Below are 20756 nucleotides of genomic sequence, written 5' to 3' on the forward strand. Positions count from 1 at the left end.
TCCTTCCGCCCTCCGCGGGGGTTCGACACCCTCGGAGGTTCTAGATGGTCAAGCCTGGACTCCCCAAGCTCGTCGCGACCGACCTCGACGGCACGCTCGTCCGCAGCGACGACACCGTGTCCGCCTACACCCACGAGGTGCTCTCCCGCGTCCGCGCTGCCGGCATCCGCGTCGTCGGAGCCACCGGCCGCGGTCCCCGGCTCGCCTCGCTCACCCGCAACGACATCCGCGACGCCGACTTCCTCGTGATGGCGCAGGGCGGCTGGGTGCTCGACCAGACCGAGTCCGCTTACCTGCTGCAGTCCCGGCTGCCGGGCGCGGCCCTGGGCCGGGTGCTGGACGACCTCGAGGCGGAGGCCGGCGAGCTGTCGGTCATGGTGGAGGCGCTGGAGCACGACGACTCGCCGCTCTGGGGCGACTACGACCCGACCTGGCGCTACCCCGTGGTGGTCGAGCGGCGCACGCGAGCCGAGTGCTGCTCCGGCGAGGTCATCAAGGCCTTCGTACGGTCCTTCGCGTACGACGTCGACGAGCTGCTCGCGGTCGCGCGCCGGGTCGTCCCGCCCGCCGTGGCCTCGGTCACCCAGGCCGGGCTCAACTACGTCGAGATCTGCCCGGCGAACGTGGACAAAGGCACCGGCCTGGCGGTGGTGGCCGAGGCGGTCGGCGTGGACCCGGCCGACGTGCTGGTCTTCGGGGACATGCCCAACGACCTGCCGATGTTCGCGTGGGCCGGCTGGGGACGGGTGGCCGTGGCCAACGCGCACGCGGAGCTGCGGGCCGTCGCGGACGAGGTGACGCTCTCCAACGACGAGGACGGGGTCGCCGTCTATCTCGACCGGCTACTGTCGAGGTGATGTCCCCGTACAAACTCGTCGCCAGCGATATCGACGGCACGCTCATCCGCACCGACGGCACGCTGAGCAAGCGCACCATCGAGGTGCTCGCCGCTCTGCCGGTCCCCTTCGTGGTCGCCACCGGCCGCCCGATCCGCTGGCTGCAGCAGCTCTTCGAGCAGATGGCCGCGCCGGTCCCGGCGATCTGCGCCAACGGGGCGGTGATCTACGACGCGGAGACCGACGAGGTGCTGCGCGCCGAGCCGCTCTCGGTCGACCTGCTGCTCGACGTGAGCAAGCGGCTGCGCGAGGCGATCCCCGACATCGCGCTGGCCGTCGAGGTCGAGGACGGACGCTCCTTCTGGTACGAGGAGGCCTGGCCGGTGCGCTGGGAGGGCGACGACGACGACAAGGCCGTACGCGTCCTCGCCGCCCCCGAGGAGCTGACCAGCGTGCCGGCGGTCAAGCTGCTGGCCCGCTCGGCCCAGCACGGGCCGGACGACTTCGCCGAGCTGGTGACGACCACACTGGGCGGCATCGCCGAGGCGACCCACTCGTCGTCGAGCGCGCTGGTCGAGATCAGCGCGGTCGGCGTGACCAAGGCGGCCGGGCTCGCCTGGCACTGCGAGCGCTACGGCGTCGACAAGTCCGAGGTGGTCGCGTTCGGCGACATGCCCAACGACATCCCGATGCTGACCTGGGCCGGCCGGGCGGTCGCGATGGGCAACGCGCACCCCAGCGTCAAGGCGGTGGCCGACGAGGTCGGCCCCACCAACGACGAGGACGGGGTGGCGTCGCGCCTCGCGGAGCTGTTCGGTCTCTAGAGGTACTGACCCGTGCGGCCGTCGCTCGTGTTGTGCGGGCCGGGCTGGCCGGGCATGCCGGGCAGCGCGCCCATCGGCAGCGCGGGCCGGCCCTGCGGGCCGCGCATCTGCTCGAGCTGGAGCCGCGCTGCCATCTGCTGGGCGACCAGCGCCGCCTGGATGCCGTGGAAGAGACCCTCGAGCCAGCCGACCAGCTGGGCCTGAGCGATCCGCAGCTCGGCCTCGCTCGGCGGCGTCTCGCCCTCGAACGGCAGCGAGAGCCGCTCCAGCTCCTCGCGCAGCTCGGGGGCCAGGCCGTCCTCGAGCTCGGTGATCGACCGCTGGTGGATCTCGCGGAGCCGGCCGCGGCTGGCCTCGTCGAGAGGCGCGGCGCGGACCTCCTCGAGCAGCTGCTTGATCATGCTGCCGATGCGCATGACCTTGGCGGGCTGCTCGATCAGGTTGCCCGGCTCCTCGGGGCTCATGCCGCCCTCGGCGTCCATGGTGCCCAGCGGGCGCCCGTCGGGGCCGACCACGATGACGGAGCCGTCTTCCTGCTTCTCCGCGGTGCGATTCTCGTCGGTCATGCGGTCCATCTTCCCGCACGGCTCCCGGTCATCCGCCAGCGCCCGTGCCCTGTTTCACGGCCGCAGCTCGGCCACGGCGCACTTCACGCTGCCGCCGCCCCGCTTGAGCTCGGACAGATCGACGTGCACGGGCAGATAACCGGCCGCGCGCAGCTTCTCCCCCATCGCCGTCGCCTCGGTGTTGAGGATCACGTGACGCCCGTCGCTGACCAGGTTGAGCCCGAACGCCTCGGCGTCGGCGCGGTCGGCGAGCACCGCGTCGGGGAAGAGCTGGGCCAGCACCCGCTGCGAGGCCGCCGAGAACGCGCCGGGGTAGTAGGTGACGTGCCGGTCGTCGAGCGCGGCGAACGCGGTGTCCAGGTGGTAGAAGGCCGGGTCGACCAGGCGCAGCGACACCACCGGGCGGCCGAGCACCTCCTGCGCCTCGGCGTGCGCGGCCGGGTCGGTGCGGAACCCGTAGCCGGCGAGGACCAGGCCGCCGTACGCGCCGGGAAGGTACGCGAAGTCGCCCTCGCCCTCGTTGATCTGCTCCGGCCCGGCGTAGCGCCAGCCCTGTAGCTCGTAGAACTCGCGGTGCACGTCGGCCTCGGCGGTGCGCTGCGGATGGCGGAAGCGGGCGCCGTAGACGACCCCGTCGACGGAGAACGCCCCGTTCGCGGCGTAGACCATGTCGGGCAGCCCGGCGACGGCGTCGAGCACGTGCACGCGGTGGCCCAGGCTGCCGAGCATGTCGCGCAGGGTCTCCCACTGCTTGAGCGCCAGAACGGCGTCGACCGGAACGGTGGTGTCCATCCACGGGTTGATCGCGTACTCGACCGTGAAGTGCTGCGGCGGGCACATGAGATATGTCCGGTTCCGCGGCTCGCGCTGGTGGTTCATGGGCTAGAGCGTAGGTAGGCTGCGATGCACGAAAACAGCCGTAAGTCTTGTCCGTTAGGGGCGGATCGTTGCAACTGGACGCCGTTGATCAGCGAATCGTTGCGTTGCTCATTGCTGACGCGCGATCGTCGTACGCCGACATCGGGGCGAAGGTCTCGCTCTCCGCGCCCGCGGTGAAGCGGCGGGTCGACCGGCTTCGATCCAGCGGGGTCATCAAGGGCTTCACCACAGTGGTCGACCCGGCCGCGGTGGGGTGGACGACGGAGGCCTTCGTCGAGCTGTTCTGCACCGGGCGGACGACTCCGGCGCAGATCACCGTGGCCACCCGGCGGCACCCCGAGGTCGTCGGGGCGTACACGGTCTCGGGGCAGGCCGACGCGCTGGTGCACCTGCGGGCCGCGGACATCGGGCACCTCGAGCAGGCGCTCGAACGGCTGCGCGCCGAGCCGTTCGTCACCTCGACGCGCAGCATGATCGTGCTCTCCCGGCTGGTCGAGACGCCCACGCCCGTTCCCGCCGCGGAGTGATGCCGGGAACCCGGTGACTTCCCGGCGCGTCCAACCGGCATGTCGCGCCGAACTCCGTTCCGTGCCACTCTCCCGCCGGCCGGGTTGCCTTCACCGCACTCCTCCCGGCCGCGCTGCCTCGCGCCGCGCCTGCTGTCGCTGACCGCTGTCTCGCTGGCCGTCCTGCTGGCCGGTTGCACCGATCAGGCGCCCTCCGCCGCCACGTCGCCCACGCCGCGCCCCGCCCTCGAGCTCGTCGCCTTCGACTCCTGCGCCCAGCTCGAGAAGGACCTGCGGGCCGCCGCGCAGAAGGCCCAGGCCGACGGCCTCGTGGTGCCGGGCTACCAGCGCGGTCCGGCCGCCAACGCCGACACGGCTCGCGCTGCCTCCGAGTCCGCGGCGGGCGCGCCCCCGGCGAGCAGCACCAACGTCCACGAGGCCGGCGTCGACGAGCCCGACATCGTGAAGACCGACGGCCGGCGGATCGTCACGGTCGCGGGCGGCGTGCTGCGGGTCGTCGACCCCGCGACCCGTGCGCAGACCGGCAGGCTGGACCTCGGCATCGAGGCGTTCGGCGAGCCGGAGCTGCTGCTCGCGGGCGACCACGCGCTCGTGCTAGCCGACGGCGGCCCGGTCCGGCCGATGCGCGACGACACCCGGATCATGCGCCCCGCCAACGGCCGCTCCGAGGTGCTGCTGGTCGACCTGTCGAGCGGCTCGCCGCGGCTGCTGAGCCGCTATCGCGGCGACGGCCGGGTGGTGGACGCGCGTCAGCGGGGCGGCGTGGCGCGGGTCGTGGTGAGCAGCAGCCCGAAGATCCAGTTCCCGTACCGGGGAGACCCCGTTCCGGAGAACGTGGTGCAGGACGACCGCGACACGATCCAGTCGGCGACGATCGACGCCTGGCTGCCTTCGTGGGAGATCACCACCGGCGGCACGACCGCGCGCGGCCGGCTGGACTGCTCCGACGTGAGCAGGCCGGAGGCGTTCTCGGGCCTGACGATGCTGCGGGTGCTCACCTTCGACGTCAACGCGGCGGCGCTCGGCAACGGCGACCCGGTGGCGCTGGTCGCCGACGGTGATGCCGTCTACGGCACGAACGACAGCCTCTACATCGCGAACAACCAGGGCCGGCTGACCGGGGACACCGCGATCTACCGCTTCGCCCTGCCACCGGTCGGCAAGCCGGTGCACGCCGCCTCGGGCAAGGTGCCGGGCGTGCTGCTCAACCAGTACTCGATGTCCGAGTGGGACGGTCACCTGCGGGTCGCGACGACGGACGCCTCCGCCACGTCGTCGTCCTCGGCCGTGCGGGTGCTGCGGGAGCAGTCCGGCAAGCTCGTGCAGGTGGGCGCGGTCGAGGGGCTCGGCAAGGGTGAGCGCATCTTCTCCGTACGCTTCCTCGGCCCCCGCGGATACGTGGTGACCTTCCGCCAGACCGACCCGCTCTACAGCCTCGACCTCGCCGACCCCACCGAGCCGAGGGTCACCGGCGAGCTGAAGATCACCGGCTACTCGGCGCACCTGCAGCCGGTCGGCGAGAACCGGTTGGTCGGCATCGGTCAGGAGGCGGACACCCAGGGACGGACCACCGGGCTGCAGGTGTCGCTGTTCGACGTCACCGACCCGGCCGCTCCGAAACGCCTCGACCGGCACGTGGTGGCGAGCGGGCAGTCCGAGGCCGAGGCCGACCCGCACGCGGTCCTGTGGTGGCCGGCGACCAACCTGCTGGTGCTGCCCGTGGCCGACGCCCGGGACGACGGCGCGCTCGCCCTGCGGGTGACCGGCGACCGGCTGCAGCCGGTCACGCGGCTGGCTGCCGAGACGGCCGACGCGGGCCCGATGCGCCGCGCCGTCGTGGTCGGCGACACGCTCTGGTCCGTCACCGACCAGGGCCTGCTCGCCTCGAACGCGTCCACCCTGGCCCGCATCGGCTGGGTGGACCTGAACTGACCGCCGCGTCGCGGCCGGCCCGTCACGCCGGCCCGCGGCCCTCGAGCCAGGGCTCGCCCTGCACGGTCCGCCTCAGCCCCGCGTGGCCGCCAGGATCGAGCCCTGCCAGGCCGCCCGGTGCCCGCCTCCGCCCCGAGGCGGCCCGGGCGGCCTCCGGCTGCGCCTACAGATACATGCCCGTGCGGTGGTCCTCGGTGGGCTGCTTCGACGGGGTGGGCTTGTCGCCCTCGCCGAAGAACCGCTTGCCGCCGAACTCCCCGTGCAGCCGGTCGTCGAGCTCGTCGGCGAGGCCGGTCATCACCTGCACGGCAAGCATGAGGTGGGTCGCCTGGAAGTTGCGCCCGAACACCGGGATCGACGCCCACACCGTGTCCTGCGCGCAGTAGAGCCGCCCGATCGGCATCCGGTTGGTCAGCTCCGACAGCTTCACGTAGAGCTGCTCGGTCGGCTCGACCTCGGTGAGGATCGGCGAGAACACGTCCACCAGCGGCGGATTGTCGCGCACCCGGACGAACACCATCGCCGACCCGGCCCGGATGCCGATGTCGCCGTCCGCGTCGACCTGCAGCTGGTCGACCGTGGTCTTGCTCATCGTCGCGACCACCGTGCGGACCCGCTCGTCGAGCGGCACGACCTCGTCGGCCGCGTCCGCGAGCGCCGCCGCCAGCGTGCCGTCCTCATCGAGGTCGTCGAGGCTCAGCTCGGCGTCGATGCTGGGCTCGTGCCGGGCGGTGGCCAGCGGGGCGCTCTCGATGGGCTCGTCGTTCTCGTCGTGCACGAGGTAGACGAGGAAGGCCGGGTGCGGCGCCCCGTAGACGTCCCGCAGCGTGCGGGCGACCACGGTGGCGAGCCGGTTCGCGCTGTCCTGGGTGGAGCTCAGTCCGAACGAGTCGCCCGAGCCGGCCAGCACGCCCGGCGGCGACCACCCGAGCGCGACCAGGTCGGCGATCGAGCTGCGGTCCATGCGGTAGCCCTCGGGCAGCCCCGCGTTGCCGATCGCGAGCGCCTCGACGACGCCGCCCTCGAGCACGCGGATGCTGACGGAGTAGACGGCCAGCCCCGTGCCGGACGCGGTGGGGTCGAGCGTCAGGTCGACGTGCGCGCCCGGAGCGAGCGTCGGCAGCAGGTCGGCCAGCGCCCGCGCGAACTCCCGCCACGCCTCCCCGACCTTGGCCCGCAGGTCGGCCGTGGTGGGCTCGTCGAGCAGTACGCCCTCGTTGAAGTCGCCGCCGTCGGCGCTGTCAGCCGTCATGATCGTCACCTCCGCTCCCGCCACCCTATCGAGAGGCGTCCGCCCGCTCGCGCCCTCTCTCAGGTGCTGGGCGTGCCACCCTCGCCGGACGCGCCGGCCGGCCAGTCCAGGGCGAGGTCGCTGAGCCGATCGGCCACCACGGCCGGGTCGGCCCCCCGACCTGCGGCCAGCCCCAGCAGGTACGCCGTGACGGGCGCGCCCGGCCGCACGACCCCGTGCGCCACGTCGCGCGCCAGGTCGAGCACGAGCTTGACCGGAACGTCGCCCGGTTCGATGCCCGCCGCCTTCCCCGCCGCGATCACCCAGGCCTCGAGCTCGTCCGGCCCGCCGCTCACCGCGCCCACTCCTCGGCCGTACGCAGGTCGTCGTCGGTGTCGCAGTCGAACCACGGCGGCGGGCCCGGCCGCCGCCAGGACACCTCGGCCACGCGCAGGTGGTTCATCAGCTCGCGCACGGAGGCGCCCTCGAGGCTGCCCCGCTCCTCCGCCAGCCGGCTGACCGCCTGGCGCAGCGCCGCCGTCCGCCACACGCCGCACAGCATCTGCCGGCGGCCCTCGGCGTCGCGGTAGACCGCACCCTGCATCGGCGCGGACTCCGCGGTCAGCCGCAGCACGTCGATCGCCTCGCCGGTCAGCAACGGCAGGTCGGCCGCGAGCAGGGCCGTGTAGGTCACGTCGTCAGGCACGAGCGCCAGCCCCGCAGCGGTGGCCGCCACCGGCCCGGCGCCGGGCGGATCCTCCCTGGTGGAGTGCACGGGCACCGGCAGGTCGGGCGGAACCCGTCCGACCACGATCCGCGGGTCGGCGTCGTGCACCGCGGCCAGCACGCGGGTCAGCATGGGCTGCCCGGCCACGGGCAGGGTCGGCTTGTCCGCACCACCCATCCGCCGCGCAGCTCCGCCGGCCAGCACCACCGCCGCAAATCCCCCCACGTACGTACCGTATCCCGACCGCGTGTCGAGCGTGACCGCGCGCTCAGTTACCGGTCGTGGATCACTCTCGCGCCCCACAAGCCCCATCGATCCCCGCCGTGGCGAGCCGGACGGCACCATCCGGCCTACGCTCGGTTCATGGCGAGGACGATGACACGGCGGCCGGTCGTGAAGATCAATTTGGAGGCGTCCGGGGATCCCCGCCGCCGCCCCGACGACCTCGCCGCCGAGGAGCCGCTGGAGATCCGCGTCCGTAAGGCGCCGCTCGCGGTCACCATGCGGACCCCCGGCCAGGACATCGACCTCGCGATGGGCTTCCTGCTCACCGAGGGCGTGATCGGCGGCGCCGGCGACGTGGTCACCGCCCAGCTGTGCGCCGGCACCGACACGCCGAACACCTACAACGTCGTCGACGTCGTGCTCGGCGCCGACGTGCCGCCCCCGGTCACCGACCCGAGCCGCAACTTCTACACCACCAGCTCGTGCGGCGTGTGCGGCAAGGCCAGCATCGACGCGGTGCGGACCCGGTCGCGCTTCGACGTCTCGGCCGACCCGCTCAGCATCCCCGCGAGCACCCTGACCGAGCTGCCCGACCGCCTGCGCGCGGCGCAGCGCACCTTCGACCGCACGGGCGGCCTGCACGCGGCGGGGCTGTTCGGCTCCGACGGCGAGCTGCTCGTGCTCCGCGAGGACGTGGGCCGGCACAACGCCGTCGACAAGGTGATCGGCTGGGCGCTGCGCGAGGGCCGGCTGCCGCTGACCGGGCACGTCCTGCTCGTCTCGGGGCGGGCCAGTTTCGAGCTCACCCAGAAGGCGTGGATGGCCGGCATCCCGCTGCTCGCGGCCGTGTCCGCGCCCAGCACGCTGGCGGCCGAGCTCGCCGACGAGGCCGGCATGACGCTGGTCGGCTTCCTCCGGGGCAAGAGCATGAACGTCTACACCCGGCCCGAGCGCGTCACCGTCTGATCCGCGTCTCATCGCCACCTGCCCGCCGAGGGCGTGGCCGAGGAGGCGAAGTCGACGACGGACTCGTGGCCGATGCCGGCGGCGAGCAGCCGGTCGAGCACGCCGGCCATCCGGTGGCGCGGATCGTGCCGCAGCGCCCGGTCGACCGCGACGCGAGCCAGCGCGCCGTACCCGGCGCGCCACGCCGTGTAGGCCAGCATGGTCGCCGGCCCCGCGACCCAGAAGGGCTCCACCCGCCGGGTGACCTCCGTCCACAGGGCCGTGCGCCACTGCTCGTCACCGCTGCGGTCGATCGCGTAGCCGAGCACCATCCGGTTGGCCAGCAGCACGCCGAGCCGGGCGGTCTCCTCGAGGGTCAGCGACCGGCCGGCCGCGTACGTCTCCTCGGCCCGGTGGATGGCGGCGCGCCCGGCCCGCTCCACCTCGGCCTCGGGGTTGTCGTCGGTCGCGAGGAACCTGCCGAGCTTGGTGCACACGCCGGCGGTCACCGCGGTCATCCGCTCGCGCTGCTCCCCCTCGATCGGGGCCACCTGCGCCTCCAGCTCGCGCCGGCTGGGGAGGGCGACCTGGCCCTGGAACACCGCGGCCGCCGCGACCGGGTGGTGCGGCGAGGGCATCGGCCTGCCCGCCGATGGGCAGCAACTCTCGTCCGTGCAGTCGCACATCCACCAGCGGCCGGCGGTGATCCGCAGCTTGTCCCGGATGTGCACGCCGCCGCGGGAGAGCCCCGCGGCCAGCGCGTTCACCGCCGGATTCACGCGGTCGGCCGGGCCGTAGCCGAGGATCGTCGCCGCCTCGACGGTCTGCGCGGCGACCAGGGGGGCCAGCTCGTCGGGGGCCGCGCCGGGCGGCGGCAGGTCGTGCCGCGCGGCGAAGCTCACGTGCGGTCCCACCGTGCCGATCACGACGACGCTGTCGGTCGGGTGGAAGCCCAGCAGGTAGGGCGTGACGGCGAGGAGTTCGGCGGTGGAGCTGATGGTGAGCGTGCATTCGGGCTTCATGCCGGGCAGCGTGGCCCCTCGCGCCCCGGCCGCGAATGCCAACCGGCTCGCCTGTGGACGACACGCGGGTTATCCACCGGCGGGCTTTCGATCGGCCCAGCCGGCGGCGTTTCGTCAGGAGCGGAACTGCAGCTCGTGGAGCTCGAGGCCGTCCTCCTGCCACTCGTACGGCGCCCGGTTGAGGTCGAGGGTGAGCTCGATCGACGACACCACGTCGTAGCCGGCCGCGTGCAGGCTCCGGATGGCGTCGACGTTGCGCGACTCGGGCGAGATGGTCAGCGTCGTCATGTTCCGGCGGCGGGCCTCACCGGCGACGTGCCGCAGCAGCTTGCGGCCGACACCCTTGTGGCGGTGCGACACCGTGACGACGATCGGCTCGACCTCGCCGCCACGCCCGCGGATCACGAGTCCGACCAGCCCGATCACGCCGTCGTCCGCGTGGTCGGCCACCCACAGGCCGCCCAGGTCGAGCCGGGTCAGGTATTCCTCGAAACCCTCACCGGCGTCTTCCTCGGGCACGCCGTACATGCGATTGTGCTGGTTGGTCAGCTCGGTCCACAGGCGACGGCCCGCGGAGTGATCACTCGGACGGTACGAACGCACTGTGACAGGGCTCATGCCGACATTTTGACTCCGATTGCGGGCCACCGTAAGCCGAAGCGAAAGATAAGGCCGTGGATCTGGCGTACCTGCGCGCGCACCCCGAGCACCTCCCGACATTTCTCACCCACCAGCGCATCCGGGAGACCCCGGTGGGTGGGGGCAGCATGTCGGTCGCGAGCCGGCTCACGCTCGACGACGGGTCGTCCGTGTTCGCCAAGACGTGGCGCTCCGGCGAGCCGCCCGAGGGGTTCTTCGCGGCCGAGGCGTCCGGCCTGGAGTGGCTGCGGGAGGCGGGCGCGCCGGTTCCCGAGGTGATCGTCGCGCTGCCCACGATGATCGCGACCGAGTGGGTCGAGCCGGGCGAGCCCACGCGCGCGGCGGCCGAGCAGCTGGGACGCGACCTCGCCGCGCTGCACCGCTCGGGCGCCGACGCGTTCGGAGCGGCCTGGCCCGGCTACATCGGCCCGTTGCCCCTCGACAACACGCGGGCGGCCGGACCGTGGGGCGCCTGGTTCGGCGAGCGCCGCCTGCTGCCGTACCTGAAGATCTCGGTGGACCGCGGCGCCCTCTCCGACAGCGAGATCGGGCTGGTCGAGCGCATCCTCGACAACCTTGCGACGTACGCGCACAGCGAGCCACCCGCGCGCACGCACGGCGACCTCTGGCCCGGAAACGTGCTGTGGGCGGCCGACGGGCGGGCGTGGCTCGTCGACCCGGCCGCGCAGGGCGGTCACCGGGAGACCGATCTGGCCGAGCTCACCCTGTTCGGCGGCGCTCCCTTCCTCTCCTCGGTCCTCGGCGCCTATCGCGAGGCGTACCCGCTGGCCGACGGCTGGCAGGCCCGGGTGCCGCTGCACCAGCTGCACCTGCTGCTCGTGCACACGGCGGCGTTCGGCGGGAGCTACCGAGCCGACGTACGCGCCGCCGCGGAATCCACACTGCGCGAGATGTGATCGGATCGGTTGTCCACAGGCCAGGTTCGGTGGAGGTCATCGGGCCGGGAAGCGGCTAGATTCGATCCGTGGACATACGCAGCCGATCGGCGGTCGTGAGGTGATCCCGCTCGCCGACAGGTTCGGCCGGGTGGCCACCGACCTGCGCGTGTCGTTGACCGACCGCTGCAACCTGCGCTGCACCTACTGCATGCCCGAGGAGGGGCTGGCCTGGCTGCCCCGCGAGCAGCAGCTCACCGACGACGAGGTGGTCCGGCTCATCCGGATCGCGGTCGAGTTGCTCGGCGTCCGGGACGTGCGGTTCACCGGCGGTGAGCCGCTGCTGCGGCGCGGCCTGGTCGGCATCGTCCGGGCGGCCGCGCAGTTGACGCCGCGGCCCAAGCTCATGCTGACCACCAACGGCATCGGGCTCGACCGGCTCGCCGTGCCGTTGCGCGACGCCGGGCTCGACCGGGTCAACGTCTCGCTCGACACCCTCGATGCCGACCGGTTCAAGGCCCTGACCCGCCGTGACCGGCTCGCCGACGTGCTGCGCGGGCTCTCCGCCGCCGCCGGGGCCGGACTCACCCCCGTGAAGATCAACACCGTGCTCATGCGGGACATCAACGACGACGAGGCGCCGGCGCTGCTGCGGTTCGCGCTGGACAACGGCTATCAGCTGCGGTTCATCGAGCAGATGCCGCTCGACGCGCAGCACCGGTGGGACAGGCACACGATGGTCACCGCCGACGAGATCCTGGCCGACCTGGCGCCGTACGGGCTGCTCCCCGATCCGGTTTCACGTGGAACGGCGCCCGCCGAGACGTGGCTGGTGCCCGGTCACGTCGACGCCGCGGGCGAGCCGGCCCGGGTGGGCGTCATCGGCAGCGTGACCAGGCCGTTCTGCGGCGACTGCGACCGGGTGCGGCTCACCGCGGACGGGCAGGTGCGCAACTGCCTGTTCGCCACCGAGGAGAGCGACCTGCGCAAGCTGCTGCGCGACGGCGCCACCGACGGTGAGCTGGCCGAGGCGTGGCGGGTGGCGATGAGCGGCAAGCGGGCCGGTCACGGCATCGACGATCCCGCCTTCCTGCAGCCGGCTCGTCCCATGTCGGCGATCGGGGGCTGACGGTGCTCACGGCCATCAGCGCGCGGGGCGGAGGGGTGTCGTGGCGGCACTGACCATTCGTTACTTCGCCGGGGCGCGGGCCGCGGCCAACGGCACCCGGAGCGAGGCCGTCGAGGCGGAGACGCTCGACCAGCTCAAGCAGCTGCTGACCGACCGCCACGGCGAGCGTCTCGGCGTGGTGCTCAAGGCGGCGAGCTTCCTGGTCGACGGGCTGACCTGCCACGACCCGTCGGCCGCGCTGCCGGCGGAAGCCACCGTCGACGTGCTGCCGCCCTTCGCGGGCGGCTGACCCGGAGCTCGGCAGGGCATGGCGGGCTCCAGAGCGCAGGCGCCGGACGGGTAGATCGGCGACATGGCGACGGGTGGGCCGGAGCACGGGCACCATCGACTGTGGCCACCGGTGAGGTCAGGGGCCTCTCAGGAACGACCAGGACACTGTGCGGTGAAGTGAGCTGGGGAGGAAAGTCTTGGTCGCGTTCGTCGCGGTGATCTTCGTGGTCGTCGGGCTGATCCACTTCTATCTGTGGAAGCGGCTCGTCAAGGACCCGCTGCCGAAGGGGCGCGCCCGGCTGATCGGGACGGTCGTCGCCGTGGTGTTGTTCGTGCTGGCGCCGGCGACGCTGATCGGCGTGCGGTCCGGGGCGCTGCCGTGGCTGGCGTGGCCGGGCTACCTCTGGATCGCGCTCATGTTCTATCTGCTGGTCACGCTCGCGGTCCTCGAGATCCCGCGACTCGCGCTGACGCTGGCGTGGCGCTCACGGAGGCGTACGGCGAAGGGAAGCGCAGGCGGCGCCGCCCAGGGCGACCCCGTCGCGGGTGAGGCCGGGCAGAAGGCACCCGTGCTGACCGCCACCGACGGCGACCAAGGGGACGACAAGCAGGGCATCGACCGGCGGCTGCTGCTGGCGCGCGGCACGGCGATCTTCGCGGGGCTCACGGCGGCGAGCATCACGGGCTACGGCGTGAAGACGGCGCTCGGCGGCCCGCGGATCGACAGGCTTCAGATCCCGCTCGCGAAGCTGCCCCGGGCCATGGACGGCACCCGGCTGGCCGTGGTGTCCGACATCCACCTCGGGCCGCTGACCGGCATCGGCCACACCCGGCGCATCGTCGACGCGATCAATTCGGTGCAGGCGGACATCGTGTGCGTCGTCGGTGACCTTGTAGACGGCAGCGTGGCAGAACTCGGGCGGCTCGCGGCGCCGCTGGCCGAGATCCAGTCGCGGCAGGGGGCGTATTTCGTGACCGGGAACCACGAGTACTACTCGGGCTTCCAGCAGTGGGTGGACGAGGTTGCCCGCCTCGGCGTCCGGCCGCTGCGCAACGAGCGCCTCGAGCTCGGCGGCCTGGACCTCGCCGGCGTCAACGACCTGAACGGCGCCGACGAGGGCGACGCGCCGGACTTCGCCAAGGCGCTGGGCGACCGGGACACCGCCCGGCCCGTGGTGCTGATGGCGCACCAGCCGGTCGCCGCCCGCGACGCGGCCCCGTTCGGGGTCGATCTTCAGGTTTCCGGCCACACCCACGGCGGCCAGATGGCACCCTTCAACCTGCTGGTGCGCCTGGAACAGCCGGTCGTGTCCGGTTTGGGCAAGGTCGACGGTGTTCCGGTCTATGTGACCAACGGCGCCGGGTTCTGGGGCCCACCGGTGCGGGTCGGCGCGCCGCCGCAGGTCAGCGTCATCGAGTTGCGCTCGAAATAAGCGCGTCGGGAACATCAAGATCCGTGATTTCGTCAAGGCGTGGCGATTCGTGCAAGCGATGGAGGGCGTGACAGGATGCAGCGCGTGCCCTCGGACGACGCAGAAAATGCCGCGGACACGTACGTCGCGGATCTGCACATCCACTCGCGTTTCTCCCGTGCCTGCAGCCGTGATCTGACCCTGCCCAACCTCGCGTGGTGGGCGCGGCGCAAGGGCATCGCGCTGCTGGGCACCGGCGACTTCACGCACCCCGCCTGGTTCGACCACCTGCGCGAGAGCCTCACCGAGGACGGCCCGGGCCTGTTCCGCTACGCCGACGAGGCCGAGGTCACCAAGCGGCTGCCGGGCTCACTGCAGGCGAGCACGCCGGCGCGGTTCCTGCTCAGCGTCGAGATCTCCACGATCTACAAGCGGGACGACCGTACGCGCAAGGTGCACCACCTGATCTACATGCCGGGCTTCGACGCGGCGGCGAGCTTCAACACCGCGCTGGGACGCATCGGCAACCTCACCGCCGACGGCCGGCCGATCCTGGGCCTCGACTCGCGGGATCTGCTCGAGATCACGCTCGAGGCGGGCGGCTACCTGGTGCCGGCGCACATCTGGACGCCGTGGTTCTCGGCGCTCGGCTCCAAGTCCGGCTTCGACGCGATCGCCGACTGCTACGCCGACCTGGCCCACCACGTCACCGCGGTGGAGACGGGGCTGTCGTCCGACCCCGAGATGAACTGGCGCGTCTCCAGCCTCGACCGATACCGCCTGGTGTCGAACTCCGACGCGCACTCCCCCGCGGCCCTGGCCCGCGAGGCGACGCTGTTCACCGGATCGCCCGACTACGACGCCGTCCGGGACGGCATCGGCCTCGCCGGGACGCTGGAGTTCTTCCCCGAGGAGGGCAAGTACCACGCGGACGGGCACCGGGCCTGCGGGGTGAACTGGGAGCCGCAGCGCACCCGCGAGCACGGCGGCCGCTGCCCCGAGTGCGGCAAGCCGCTGACCGTGGGCGTGCTGAGCCGGGTCGAGGACCTCGCCGACCGGCCCACCGGCTTCCGCCGCGACCAGCACGTCGAGCACCTGATCCAGCTGCACGAGATCCTCGGCGAGATCAACGGCGTGGGCCCGAAGTCCAAGACCGTCGAGATCCAGCTGCACCACCTGGTCGCCACGCTCGGCGCCGAGCTCGACATCCTGCGCAAGGTGCCGCTGGACGCGATCGGGCAGGCGGGCGGCGACGACCTGCGCGAGGGCATCGCCCGGCTGCGCCGCGGCGACGTGCACCGGGTGGCCGGCTACGACGGCGAGTACGGCGTCATCACGCTCTTCGAGCCGGGCGAGCTGCGCCGGGCCGGGGCGCCGCAGGTGGAGACGCTTTTCGACGTGCCGCAGCAGCGCAAGCCCGAGCCGGCGCCCAAGCCCAAGCCGGTCAGGACGGTCAAGGAAGTCAAGAAGGCGCCGCCGCCGATCACCGCCCCGGCGAGCCCGCACGAGCCGTTCGAGCCGATGCTGGCCGGCATGGAGGAGGTCGGCACGGGCCTGCTCGACCGGCTCGACGCGATGCAGCGGGTGGCGGCGTCGGCGCCCGGCGGCCCGCTGCTGATCGTCGCGGGACCGGGAACGGGCAAGACGCGGACGCTCACCCACCGGATCGCCTATCTCTGCGCCGAGCTCGGCGTGTTCCCCGAGCGCTGCCTGGCCATCACGTTCACCCGGCGGGCCGCGGGCGAGCTGCGCGAACGGCTGGACGCGCTGCTGGGCGACGTGGGCGAGGACATCACCGTCGGCACGTTCCACTCCGTGGGGCTGACGATCCTCAAGGAGAACGCGCGGGCGGCGGGGCTGGCCGCGAGCTGGCGGATCGCCGACGAGGCCGAGCGCGAGGAGGCTCGCAAGCAGGCCGGCGACGACGACCACGCGTACGCGAAGCTGCTGCGCCAGCAGGACCTGGTCGACCTGGACGAGCTGATCAGCATGCCGGTCGCCCTGCTGCGCGACGAGCCGGCCCTGGTCGAGAAGTACCGGCGGCGCTGGCAGTGGATCTTCGTGGACGAGTACCAGGACGTCGACGAGACCCAGTACGAGCTGTTGCGCCTGCTCAGCCCGCGCGACGGCAACCTGTGCGCGATCGGCGACCCCGACCAGGCGATCTACTCGTTCCGCGGCGCCGACGTGAAGTACTTCCTGCGCTTCAACGAGGACTTCGTGGACGCGCGGCTGGTGCGGCTGACCCGCAACTACCGCTCGTCGGCGCCGATCCTGGCCGCGGCGGTGCAGGCGATCGCCCCGTCCTCGCTGGTCAACGGCCGGCGGCTCGACCCGGCCCGGCTCGATCCCGAGGCGCCGCTGGTGGGCCGCTATCCGGCGGCGAGCGTGGCCGACGAGGCCGACTTCGTGGTGCGCACCATCGACGACCTGGTCGGTGGCCTGTCGCACCGTTCGCTGGACTCGGGCCGGGTCGACTCGCGGTCGGTCGCGGCGGGCAACCTGTCGTTCTCCGACATCGCCGTGCTCTACCGCACCGACTCGCAGTCCGCCGCGATCGTCGAGGCGCTGTCGCGGGCCGGGGTGCCGGTGCAGAAGCGGTCGCACAATCGGCTGCGGGACCGGCCCGGCGTGCAGGTGATCGCCCGCGAGCTGCGGCACGCCGGCGGGCTCGGCGGTTCGCTGGCCGCCCGGGTCAAGCTGACCGCGCAGGTGCTGGCCCAGCGCTTCGCCGCGCCCACCCTCGACGGCGAGCAGCCGGCGCCGGAGGACATCTGGGCCGCGGCCGAGCTGCTGCTGCCGCTCGCCCAGCGGATCGGCGACGACATGCCGCGGTTCCTTCAGGAGATCGCGACCGGCGCCGAGGTGGACGCGCTCGACCCGCGGGCCGAGGCCGTCAACCTGCTCACGCTGCACGCGGCGAAGGGCCTCGAGTTCCCGGTCGTGTTCCTGGTCGGCTGCGAGGACGGGCTGCTCCCGATGCGCTGGCCCGGCGGCGCGGCGCGGGAGGAGGACATCGCCGAGGAGCGGCGGCTGTTCTTCGTCGGCCTGACCCGGGCGCAGGACCGGCTCTACGTCACGCACGCGGCCCGCCGGTTCCGGCACGGCAGCGAACGCGAGCAGAGCCCGAGCCCGTTCCTCGACGTGATCGATTCCGGCCTGTTCGAGCGGCTCGGCGACACCGTGCCGTCGCGCCCCAAGGATCGCCAGCTCAGACTGTTGTGACGGCCACGAGCGCGCCGCACAGCAGCGCCGGCCCTAGCGGCAGCACCCGTCCGCGCCGCGTGAGCAGCATCGCGAGCGCGATCGGCCCGTTGATCAGGTGCGGCACGACCAGGCCGACGATCACCGCGGGCCAGCCCGCGAAGCCCAGCATCGTGGCGAGCACGGCCGCGAGCTTCACGTCGCCCAGCCCCAGTCCACCCCCGGGCAACAGCGCAACCATCAGGTACGCCGTGAGCACCACCGCGCCGGCCACGAGCGCCCAGCCGATCCGCTCCGGCCGCAGCACGGCGAGCGGCACCACGGCCACCAGCGCGAACACCGCCACCAGCCGGTCGGGCAGGCGCAGGCAGCGCACGTCGATCAGGGCGAGCAGCAGGCCCGGCACCGCCGCGAGCAGGTGGATCGGCAGCAACGGCGACGACCCGAGGGCCGCGGCCGGCAGCGCTGCGACCAGGGCGCCGACGAGCATCACCGCGTACGCCCGGGAACACCGGCAGGATCGGCCGGCCCGCACCCAGGCGGCGAGGTCCTGACCGCACGAGGCGCACGCCGCGCGCGGGGGCTGTCCGAACGGGACGGCCAGCCGGTGGGCGACGCGGGGCAGGAAGGCGGACGAGGCAGCGCCGAAGACGGCGGCGAGGACGACCAGCTGTGCGGACACGGATCGGGACCGTAGCGTGCGGGCGTACGGTGTGCCGGTCGTGTTGACGACACCGGCGGCGATTCCGTCCGGCTTTGTGTCGGCCCCACACGCTACGGTGACAGCAGCAAAACCGTGCCGGAGGATCTCTGATGTCACAGAACGGCCCGTATTCCGGCCCTCCGTGGCCGCACGGGAGCTCCGACGAGCCGTACGCGGAGCCCGCCGACCCCTGGGGTGACCAGGGCGCGCCCGTCGCGGAGCAGTCCTCCTGGGGTGGTCATCCCCCGTCGATCCCGCAGCAGCCGGTGGGCTTCCACTCGGCGCCGATGAGCCCGCCCGCCGGCGAGGGCCCGTCGTGGGACCAGCCGGCGCCCGCGCCACCGAGGCGCAACACCGCGATCGTCGCGCTGGTCGTGACCCTCGGCCTGCTGATCGTGGCCGGCCTCGGCACGACGGCGTGGCTGCTCAACGAGCGTCGCGACAACAAGACGCAGGCTCAGCCCACCGCCTCCGCGACCGTCCCGGTGGCCGGGCCCGCGCCTGTGGGCAGCGAGGACGCGCGGTTCAACGTCAAAAAGGGCGACTGCGTGGTCAATGAGGGCACCGACGAGGAGCCCAACATGCGCGCCACCGCCTGCACGAGCGGGGCCTACGAGGTGCTCGCGCGGATCGTCGGCAAGACCAGCGGCGAGAAGGACGCGGAGCGCAAGTGCGGCAAGGTCACGGGCTACACGAAGTGGTTCTTCTACGACAGCCCGCTCGACGACCTCGACTTCGTGCTGTGCCTCAAGGAGCATAAGGCGCTCTAGCCGCGTCTAGCATCTCAGCTAGAGATTGCTAGATCATCCTCGACGTTCCTTGCGAGGTTTTGCTAGCTGACTCTAGCCATTTCGCTAGACGGCCCGATACGGTGCTATCCGTGGATCCGGTGAGGAACCCGTACGCCCCCGGCGCCGGTCAGCGCCCGCCCGAGCTGGCCGGTCGCGACCGCGAGCTCGACGCGTTCGACGTGGTGCTCGAGCGGATCGCGCGGGGCCGCCCCGAGCGCAGCCTCGTGCTGACCGGCCTGCGCGGCGTGGGCAAGACCGTGCTGCTCAACACGCTCCGGTCGGCCGCGATCGGCCGTCTCTGGGGCACCGGCAAGATCGAGGCCCGCCCCGACCAGTCGCTGCGCCGCCCGGTGTCCGCCGCGCTGCACATGGCGATCCGCGAGCTCGCTCCGCACCACCGCGATCCCGACCGGGTCGACGAGGTGCTCGCCGTGCTCAAGGCGTTCGCGCTGCGGGCCAACGACAGCTCCGCCAAGCTGCGCGACCGGTGGGCCCCGGGCATCGACGTGCCGCCGGCCCGCGGCCGCGCCGACTCGGGCGACATCGAGATCGACCTGGTCGAGCTGTTCACCGACGCGGCGTCGCTGGCCACCGACGTGGGCACCGGCATCGCGCTGTTCATCGACGAGATGCAGGACCTGGGGCCGGCCGACGTCTCCGCGCTCTGCGCCGCCTGCCACGAGCTGTCCCAGCTCGGGGCGCCGCTGATCGTGGTGGGCGCGGGGCTGCCCCACCTGCCGGCCGTGCTGTCGGCCGCGAAGTCGTACTCGGAACGGCTCTTCCGCTATCAGCGCATCGACCGGCTCGACCGCGTGGCGGCCGACTTCGCGCTGTGCGCCCCGGCCGCCCGCGAGGAGGTCGAGTACGAGGCGAAGGCGCTCGACCTGCTCTACGAGAAGTCGGGCGGATATCCGTACTTCGTCCAGGCGTACGGCAAGGCGACCTGGGATCACGCCCCGCAGAGCCCGGTGACCGACGCCGACGTCCGCGTCGCCGCCCCCGAGGCCGAGGCCGAGCTGGCCGTGGGCTTCTTCGGCTCGCGTTTCGAGCGGGCCACCCCAGCCGAGCGCGAATACATGCGGGCCATGGCGACGCTCTCCGGCGACCCGGGCAACGACATGGACGCGGCCGTGCCCACCGCGGAGATCGCGACCGCGCTGGGCCGCAAGCCCGCCAGCCTCTCGCCGGCCCGCGACGCGCTGATCAAAAAGGGGCTCATCTACTCGGGCGAGCGCGGCACGGTCGCGTTCACGGTGCCGCATTTCGGACGTTACCTGCGCACCCAGCCGGTGTGATCGCCGTCGGGCGGGTATAACCAGATCCATGAAGCCTGTACGCACGGCCGCCCGCGCGATGCTCGCGTCGATCTTCGTCGTCTCGGGCGTGCAGTCCCTCACCAAGCCCGACGCCAAGGCGGAGACCGCCGGCCGCGTCACCGAGCGGATCAAGCCGCTGCTCGAGCGGGCCGACCCGCGCATCCCGACCGACGCCCGCACGCTGGTGCGGATCAAGGGCGCCAGCGACGTGGTCGCCGGGCTGGCGCTGGCCACCGGCCACTTCACCCGTCCCGCGGCGGCGGTGCTCGCGGCGAACCTGATTCCGACCACCATCGCCGGCCACCCGTTCTGGGACAGGTCGCGCCCCGACGCCGCGGCGCAGCGCACCCAGTTCCTCAAGAACCTGGGCCTGCTCGGCGGGCTGCTGCTGGCCGCGGTCGACACCGAGGGCCGCCCGGGCCTGAGCTACCTCGCCGGCCACGCCGTCGACCGGTCGCAGCGCTCGATCAAGCGCTCGCAGCGCTCGGTCAAGCGAGCCCTGCGCACCGCCAAGCGGGAGGCCAGGATCGCCGCCATGAGCGCCGCCACGGCCCGCAAGCTGCCCGGCTAACAACCTCCGCGCGATCTCCCGCGTTAGAGCGGACGAGGGGCCGCGCGGCTGGCTCGCGCTCTCTATGCTCGTTCCCGCTCACCCGCGGCCCGCCTCCGCCATGACGCCGCT

General features: G+C 72.8%; 21 protein-coding genes. 13 read left to right on the top strand and 8 right to left on the bottom strand.

Annotation, left to right across the window (positions count from 1 at the left end; all coding sequences use genetic code 11):
• Positions 1-44 precede the first annotated feature (44 nt).
• Both ACSNN8_RS12110 and ACSNN8_RS12115 read left to right on the top strand, forming a co-directional pair.
• Positions 45-857, top strand: a complete 813-nt coding sequence (locus tag ACSNN8_RS12110) for an HAD family hydrolase (RefSeq protein WP_436648846.1) — start codon at positions 45-47, stop codon at positions 855-857.
• Positions 857-1660 carry an HAD family hydrolase gene (locus ACSNN8_RS12115; RefSeq protein WP_436648847.1) on the top strand — a complete coding sequence of 268 codons (804 nt, stop codon included), beginning with the start codon at positions 857-859 and terminating at the stop codon, positions 1658-1660. The genes ACSNN8_RS12110 and ACSNN8_RS12115 overlap by 1 nt, the downstream gene beginning before the upstream one ends.
• Here the strand turns inward: ACSNN8_RS12115 and ACSNN8_RS12120 are convergent.
• Both ACSNN8_RS12120 and ddaH read right to left on the bottom strand, forming a co-directional pair.
• Positions 1657-2226, bottom strand: a complete 570-nt coding sequence (locus tag ACSNN8_RS12120) for a bacterial proteasome activator family protein (protein ID WP_436648849.1) — start codon at positions 2224-2226, stop codon at positions 1657-1659. The two genes, ACSNN8_RS12115 and ACSNN8_RS12120, sit on opposite strands and share 4 nt — an antisense overlap.
• 54 nt (positions 2227-2280) lie before the next feature.
• The gene (gene ddaH / locus ACSNN8_RS12125) at positions 2281-3105 is read right to left on the bottom strand and encodes a dimethylargininase (RefSeq protein ID WP_436648850.1); all 825 of its coding nucleotides are present in this window, start codon (positions 3103-3105) and stop codon (positions 2281-2283) included.
• A gap of 68 nt (positions 3106-3173) precedes the next feature.
• Here ddaH and ACSNN8_RS12130 point away from each other — a divergent pair, with 68 nt between their 5' ends.
• On the top strand, positions 3174-3632 hold the full coding sequence (locus tag ACSNN8_RS12130; RefSeq protein ID WP_436648852.1) for an Lrp/AsnC family transcriptional regulator: 459 nt from the start codon (positions 3174-3176) through the stop codon (positions 3630-3632).
• Between the two features lie 84 nt (positions 3633-3716).
• Positions 3717-5564, top strand: coding sequence for a beta-propeller domain-containing protein (locus ACSNN8_RS12135; RefSeq protein WP_436648853.1), 1848 nt, complete (start codon positions 3717-3719; stop codon positions 5562-5564).
• A gap of 163 nt (positions 5565-5727) precedes the next feature.
• Here the strand turns inward: ACSNN8_RS12135 and ACSNN8_RS12140 are convergent, their stop codons facing one another.
• From ACSNN8_RS12140 to mobA, 3 genes are read right to left on the bottom strand one after another with little or no spacing between them, the layout of a single operon-like run.
• A complete protein-coding gene (locus ACSNN8_RS12140) occupies positions 5728-6816 on the bottom strand; it encodes a T3SS (YopN, CesT) and YbjN peptide-binding chaperone 1 (protein ID WP_436648854.1) in 1089 nt (362 codons plus the stop codon).
• Between the two features lie 59 nt (positions 6817-6875).
• A complete protein-coding gene (locus ACSNN8_RS12145; RefSeq protein WP_436648855.1) occupies positions 6876-7151 on the bottom strand; it encodes a DUF6457 domain-containing protein in 276 nt (91 codons plus the stop codon).
• Positions 7148-7729 carry a molybdenum cofactor guanylyltransferase gene (gene mobA, locus ACSNN8_RS12150; protein ID WP_436649548.1) on the bottom strand — a complete coding sequence of 194 codons (582 nt, stop codon included), beginning with the start codon at positions 7727-7729 and terminating at the stop codon, positions 7148-7150. Before mobA ends, ACSNN8_RS12145 begins: the two co-directional genes overlap by 4 nt.
• 156 nt (positions 7730-7885) lie before the next feature.
• On the opposite strand from mobA, the gene fdhD reads away from it, so the two are divergent.
• Complete coding sequence (gene fdhD / locus ACSNN8_RS12155; RefSeq protein WP_436648856.1) at positions 7886-8713, top strand: formate dehydrogenase accessory sulfurtransferase FdhD; 828 nt, start codon at positions 7886-7888, stop codon at positions 8711-8713.
• A gap of 8 nt (positions 8714-8721) precedes the next feature.
• On the opposite strand, the gene ACSNN8_RS12160 is transcribed toward fdhD, so the two are convergent.
• Together ACSNN8_RS12160 and ACSNN8_RS12165 are read right to left on the bottom strand one after the other, a co-directional pair.
• Positions 8722-9714 carry a DUF4192 domain-containing protein gene (locus tag ACSNN8_RS12160; protein ID WP_436648858.1) on the bottom strand — a complete coding sequence of 331 codons (993 nt, stop codon included), beginning with the start codon at positions 9712-9714 and terminating at the stop codon, positions 8722-8724.
• Positions 9715-9828: 114 nt separating this feature from the next.
• Positions 9829-10332 (bottom strand): GNAT family N-acetyltransferase, encoded by a 504-nt coding sequence (locus tag ACSNN8_RS12165; RefSeq protein WP_436648860.1) that lies wholly within the window; start codon positions 10330-10332, stop codon positions 9829-9831.
• A 56-nt stretch (positions 10333-10388) separates the two neighbouring features.
• Here ACSNN8_RS12165 and ACSNN8_RS12170 point away from each other — a divergent pair, with 56 nt between their 5' ends.
• The 5 genes from ACSNN8_RS12170 to ACSNN8_RS12190 all read left to right on the top strand — a co-directional run bounded on the left by ACSNN8_RS12170 (position 10389) and on the right by ACSNN8_RS12190 (position 17285).
• Positions 10389-11270 carry a fructosamine kinase family protein gene (locus ACSNN8_RS12170; protein WP_436648861.1) on the top strand — a complete coding sequence of 294 codons (882 nt, stop codon included), beginning with the start codon at positions 10389-10391 and terminating at the stop codon, positions 11268-11270.
• A 100-nt stretch (positions 11271-11370) separates the two neighbouring features.
• The gene (moaA, locus tag ACSNN8_RS12175) at positions 11371-12378 is read left to right on the top strand and encodes a GTP 3',8-cyclase MoaA (protein WP_436648863.1); all 1008 of its coding nucleotides are present in this window, start codon (positions 11371-11373) and stop codon (positions 12376-12378) included.
• Positions 12379-12418: 40 nt separating this feature from the next.
• Positions 12419-12667, top strand: coding sequence for a MoaD/ThiS family protein (locus ACSNN8_RS12180; protein ID WP_436648865.1), 249 nt, complete (start codon positions 12419-12421; stop codon positions 12665-12667).
• 178 nt (positions 12668-12845) lie between these two features.
• Complete coding sequence (locus ACSNN8_RS12185) at positions 12846-14081, top strand: metallophosphoesterase (RefSeq protein WP_436648867.1); 1236 nt, start codon at positions 12846-12848, stop codon at positions 14079-14081.
• A 75-nt stretch (positions 14082-14156) separates the two neighbouring features.
• On the top strand, positions 14157-17285 hold the full coding sequence (locus ACSNN8_RS12190; protein ID WP_436648868.1) for a UvrD-helicase domain-containing protein: 3129 nt from the start codon (positions 14157-14159) through the stop codon (positions 17283-17285).
• Here ACSNN8_RS12190 and ACSNN8_RS12195 read toward each other — a convergent pair.
• Complete coding sequence (locus tag ACSNN8_RS12195) at positions 17272-17946, bottom strand: prepilin peptidase (protein WP_436648869.1); 675 nt, start codon at positions 17944-17946, stop codon at positions 17272-17274. The two genes, ACSNN8_RS12190 and ACSNN8_RS12195, sit on opposite strands and share 14 nt — an antisense overlap.
• Positions 17947-18077: 131 nt before the next feature.
• On the opposite strand from ACSNN8_RS12195, the gene ACSNN8_RS12200 reads away from it, so the two are divergent.
• The 3 genes from ACSNN8_RS12200 (at position 18078) to ACSNN8_RS12210 (ending at position 20645) form a co-directional block, all read left to right on the top strand.
• A complete protein-coding gene (locus ACSNN8_RS12200; protein ID WP_436648871.1) occupies positions 18078-18737 on the top strand; it encodes an LppU/SCO3897 family protein in 660 nt (219 codons plus the stop codon).
• A 110-nt stretch (positions 18738-18847) separates the two neighbouring features.
• A complete protein-coding gene (locus ACSNN8_RS12205) occupies positions 18848-20053 on the top strand; it encodes an AAA family ATPase (protein WP_436648873.1) in 1206 nt (401 codons plus the stop codon).
• Positions 20054-20081: 28 nt separating this feature from the next.
• Complete coding sequence (locus ACSNN8_RS12210; protein WP_436648875.1) at positions 20082-20645, top strand: DoxX family protein; 564 nt, start codon at positions 20082-20084, stop codon at positions 20643-20645.
• The last annotated feature ends 111 nt before the right edge of the window (positions 20646-20756 follow it).

Origin of the sequence: Actinoplanes sp. URMC 104 (assembly GCF_051386375.1) — a bacterium.
Lineage (GTDB): Bacteria > Actinomycetota > Actinomycetes > Mycobacteriales > Micromonosporaceae > Actinoplanes.

Excerpts from the sequence above, each read along its gene's own strand:
- ACSNN8_RS12110 (WP_436648846.1), top strand. The coding sequence starts at position 45 with ATGGTCAAGCCTGGACTCCCCAAGCTCGTCGCGACCGACCTCGACGGC.
- ACSNN8_RS12115 (WP_436648847.1), top strand. The coding sequence starts at position 857 with ATGTCCCCGTACAAACTCGTCGCCAGCGATATCGACGGCACGCTCATC.
- ACSNN8_RS12120 (WP_436648849.1), bottom strand. The coding sequence starts at position 2,226 with ATGACCGACGAGAATCGCACCGCGGAGAAGCAGGAAGACGGCTCCGTC.
- ddaH (WP_436648850.1), bottom strand. The coding sequence starts at position 3,105 with ATGAACCACCAGCGCGAGCCGCGGAACCGGACATATCTCATGTGCCCG.
- ACSNN8_RS12140 (WP_436648854.1), bottom strand. The coding sequence starts at position 6,816 with ATGACGGCTGACAGCGCCGACGGCGGCGACTTCAACGAGGGCGTACTG.
- fdhD (WP_436648856.1), top strand. The coding sequence starts at position 7,886 with ATGGCGAGGACGATGACACGGCGGCCGGTCGTGAAGATCAATTTGGAG.
- ACSNN8_RS12160 (WP_436648858.1), bottom strand. The coding sequence starts at position 9,714 with ATGAAGCCCGAATGCACGCTCACCATCAGCTCCACCGCCGAACTCCTC.
- ACSNN8_RS12165 (WP_436648860.1), bottom strand. The coding sequence starts at position 10,332 with ATGAGCCCTGTCACAGTGCGTTCGTACCGTCCGAGTGATCACTCCGCG.
- ACSNN8_RS12190 (WP_436648868.1), top strand. The coding sequence starts at position 14,157 with ATGCAGCGCGTGCCCTCGGACGACGCAGAAAATGCCGCGGACACGTAC.
- ACSNN8_RS12200 (WP_436648871.1), top strand. The coding sequence starts at position 18,078 with ATGTCACAGAACGGCCCGTATTCCGGCCCTCCGTGGCCGCACGGGAGC.
- ACSNN8_RS12210 (WP_436648875.1), top strand. The coding sequence starts at position 20,082 with ATGAAGCCTGTACGCACGGCCGCCCGCGCGATGCTCGCGTCGATCTTC.